This is a genomic window from Noviherbaspirillum sp. (assembly GCF_036846085.1).
In the GTDB taxonomy this organism is placed as follows: Bacteria; Pseudomonadota; Gammaproteobacteria; order Burkholderiales; family Burkholderiaceae_D; genus Noviherbaspirillum.
Genome location: NZ_DAIUCO010000346.1, coordinates 985 through 4508 on the forward strand (window position 1 = coordinate 985; position 3524 = coordinate 4508).

Consider the following 3524-nt stretch of genomic DNA (forward strand, 5'->3'; position numbering starts at 1 on the left):
CGGAGCATGAATTCAATGCCTCCACCTTCGCCTGCCGCGTGGTGGCCGGCACCGGCTCGGACATGTACTCCGCCATTACCGGCGGCATCGGCGCATTGCGCGGTCCGAAGCATGGCGGCGCCAACGAAGTCGCCTTCGAAATCCAGAAGCGCTACGACAATCCGGACGAGGCGGAAGCGGATATCCGCCGCCGCGTCGAGAACAAGGAAGTCATCATCGGCTTCGGCCATCCGGTCTACACGGTTTCCGATCCGCGCAACAAGGTGATCAAGGAAGTCGCGCGCGACCTGTCGGCGCTGGCCGGTTCCACCAAGATGTTCGACATTGCGGAGCGCCTCGAGACGGTGATGTGGGATGTGAAGAAAATGTTCCCCAACCTCGACTGGTTCTCGGCGGTGTCGTATCACATGATGGGCGTGCCGACCGCGATGTTCACACCGCTGTTCGTGATCTCGCGCACATCGGGTTGGGCGGCGCACATCATCGAGCAGCGCATCGACAACAAGATCATCCGTCCGAGCGCGAATTACGTCGGGCCGGAGGATCTGAAATTCGTGCCGTTGAAGGAACGCAAGTAAGTTGGACAGATACAGCCGTCATTCCCGCGAAAGCGGGAATCCAGTAGCGCAATGGGATTGTTAGTCAAGGCACCCCCTGCATCCCCGCCGCAACCTGCCCTCGAACAGGGTAGTCGGGGGCGGGGATGACAAGGCAGGCAATTTCCCTCTATTTCTTCATCGAGCCATGAACACCGCATACCGCAAAAATTTACCCGGCACCAAGCTGGATTACTTCGACACCCGCGCCGCGGTCGATGCCATCAAGCCCGGCGCCTACGACACGCTGCCATACACCTCGCGCGTGCTCGCCGAAAACCTGGTGCGCCGCTGCGACCCCGCAACGCTGACCGATTCGCTCACGCAAATCATCGAACGCAAGCGCGAACTGGATTTCCCCTGGTTTCCCGCGCGGGTGGTGTGTCATGACATCCTCGGGCAGACCGCGCTGGTGGACCTCGCCGGATTGCGCAACGCCATTGCCTCGCAGGGCGGGGATCCGGCCATGGTCAATCCGGTGGTGCCGACGCAGCTGGTGGTCGATCACTCACTGGCCGTGGAATGTGGCGGCTTCGACCCGGATGCATTCGAAAAGAACCGCGCCATCGAAGACCGTCGCAATGAGGACCGCTTCGACTTCATCAACTGGACCAAGAAGGCGTTCAAGAACGTCGACGTTATCCCGCCCGGTAACGGCATCCTGCACCAGATCAACCTTGAGCGCATGTCGCCCGTGGTGCAGGTGAAGGATGGCGTCGCGTTTCCGGATACGCTGGTCGGCACCGATTCGCACACCCCGATGGTCGATGCCCTCGGCGTGATCGCCGTCGGTGTCGGCGGCCTCGAAGCCGAGACCGTGATGCTCGGCCGCGCTTCCTGGATGCGCCTGCCGGACATCGTCGGCGTGGAACTGACCGGCAGACCGCAGCCGGGCATTACGGCAACCGACGTCGTGCTGGCGCTGACGGAATTCCTGCGCAAGCAGAAGGTGGTGTCGGCTTACCTGGAATTCTTCGGCGAAGGCGCCGCCGCGCTGACACTGGGTGATCGCGCAACGATTTCCAACATGGCCCCGGAGTTCGGCGCCACCGCCGCGATGTTCTACATCGACGAGCAGACCATCAAGTACCTGAAGCTTACCGGCCGCGACGATGCGCTCGTCAGGCTGGTGGAAACCTATGCGAAGGAAACCGGCCTCTGGGCCGACAGCCTGAAGAACGCCGATTACGAACGAGTGCTCCAATTCGATCTGTCGTCGGTGGTGCGCAACATCGCCGGGCCGAGCAATCCGCACAACCGCGTGCCGACGTCCGAACTGGCGGCGCGCGGCATCAGCGGCAAGGTGGAAAATGAGCCGGGCCTGATGCCGGACGGCGCCGTGATCATCGCCGCCATCACCAGCTGCACCAACACCAACAATCCGCGCAACATGATCGCCGCCGGCCTGCTGGCCCGCAATGCCAACAAGCTCGGCCTCCAGCGCAAGCCCTGGGTGAAGACCTCGCTCGCGCCGGGATCGAAAACCGTCGCGCTGTATCTGGACGAGGCGAAGCTAACGCCGGAACTGGAACAGCTCGGCTTCGGCGTCGTCGCGTTTGCCTGCACCACCTGCAACGGCATGAGTGGCGCACTGGACCCGGTGATCCAGAAGGAAGTCGTGGACCGCGATCTCTACGCCACCGCCGTCCTGTCGGGCAACCGCAATTTTGACGGCCGCATCCATCCCTATGCGAAGCAGGCATTTCTTGCCTCGCCGCCGCTGGTGATCGCCTATGCGATTGCCGGCACCATCCGTTTCGATATCGAGAAGGATGTGCTCGGCACCAGTGCCGACGGGAAGCCGATCCGCCTCGCGGATATCTGGCCGAGCGATGAGGAAATCGATTCAGTCATCACGGCCAGCGTGAAGCCGGAACAGTTCCGCAAGGTCTACGAGCCGATGTTCAAGCTCAGCGTGGACACGGGTGAAAAGGTCAGCCCGCTGTATGACTGGCGACCGCAGAGCACCTACATCCGCCGTCCGCCGTACTGGGACAAGGAAGGGCAGGGTGCGCTCGCCGCGCATCCGCGACTGCTGAAAGGCATGCGTCCGCTGGCGGTACTGGGCGACAACATCACCACCGACCACCTGTCACCATCCAACGCCATCATGCTGAACAGCGCGGCCGGCGAGTACCTGGCGAAAATGGGCCTGCCGGAGGAGGATTTCAACTCCTACGCCACCCATCGCGGTGACCACCTCACCGCGCAGCGGGCGACGTTTGCCAATCCGACGCTGAAGAACGAGATGGTGGTGGTGGACGGGAAGGTGAAGGCCGGCTCACTGGCCCGCATAGAACCGGACGGCAAGATCGTCCGCATGTGGGAAGCCATCGAAGCCTACATGGAACGCAAGCAGCCGCTGATCGTGATTGCCGGCGCGGATTACGGCCAGGGCTCCTCGCGCGACTGGGCAGCCAAGGGCGTACGACTGGCCGGTGTCGAAGCGATCGTGGCCGAGGGATTCGAGCGCATCCACCGTACCAACCTGGTCGGCATGGGCGTGCTGCCGCTGGAGTTCAAGCCGGGTGTCAACCGCCTGACCCTGGGCATCGACGGCACTGAGACCTTCGACGTAATCGGTGAACGCACCCCACGTGCTACGTTGACGCTGGTCATTCGCCGCAAGAACGGCGAAGAGCTGGGCGTGCCGGTGACCTGCAGGCTGGATACGGCGGAGGAAGTGTCGATCTATGAGGCGGGTGGTGTGCTGCAGCGGTTTGCGCAGGACTTTCTGGCGTCTGCCGAGAAGGTGGTTGCTTAACCGCATGCGTCATTGAGCATCATGGTAATGCGCGTGTACCTAAGAAGTGCGAAGGTTGTAAGCGAACCGGCTCCTTCCACCTGTCAGGGGGAAGGCTGGGATGGGGGTAGTGAGGTCGAACCAACGCATGCAATAGCTCGACCTCACTACCCCCACCCTAACCC

Annotated in this window: 2 protein-coding genes; both read left to right on the forward strand. The window is 62.4% G+C overall.

Features of this window, described 5'->3' with window-relative positions; all coding sequences use genetic code 11:
• A partial coding sequence (locus V7080_RS24255; protein WP_334190947.1) for a citrate/2-methylcitrate synthase occupies window positions 1–578 on the forward strand: 578 nt, incomplete at its 5' end.
• Between the two features lie 166 nt (window positions 579–744).
• Entirely contained in the window at window positions 745–3360 is a 2616-nt protein-coding gene (gene acnD / locus V7080_RS24260; protein WP_334190948.1) for a Fe/S-dependent 2-methylisocitrate dehydratase AcnD, read from the forward strand.
• Window positions 3361–3524: the final 164 nt, after the last annotated feature.

Bases quoted from the DNA above. Each gene is read 5' to 3' on its own strand.
- acnD (WP_334190948.1), top strand. From the start codon at position 745: ATGAACACCGCATACCGCAAAAATTTACCCGGCACCAAGCTGGATTAC.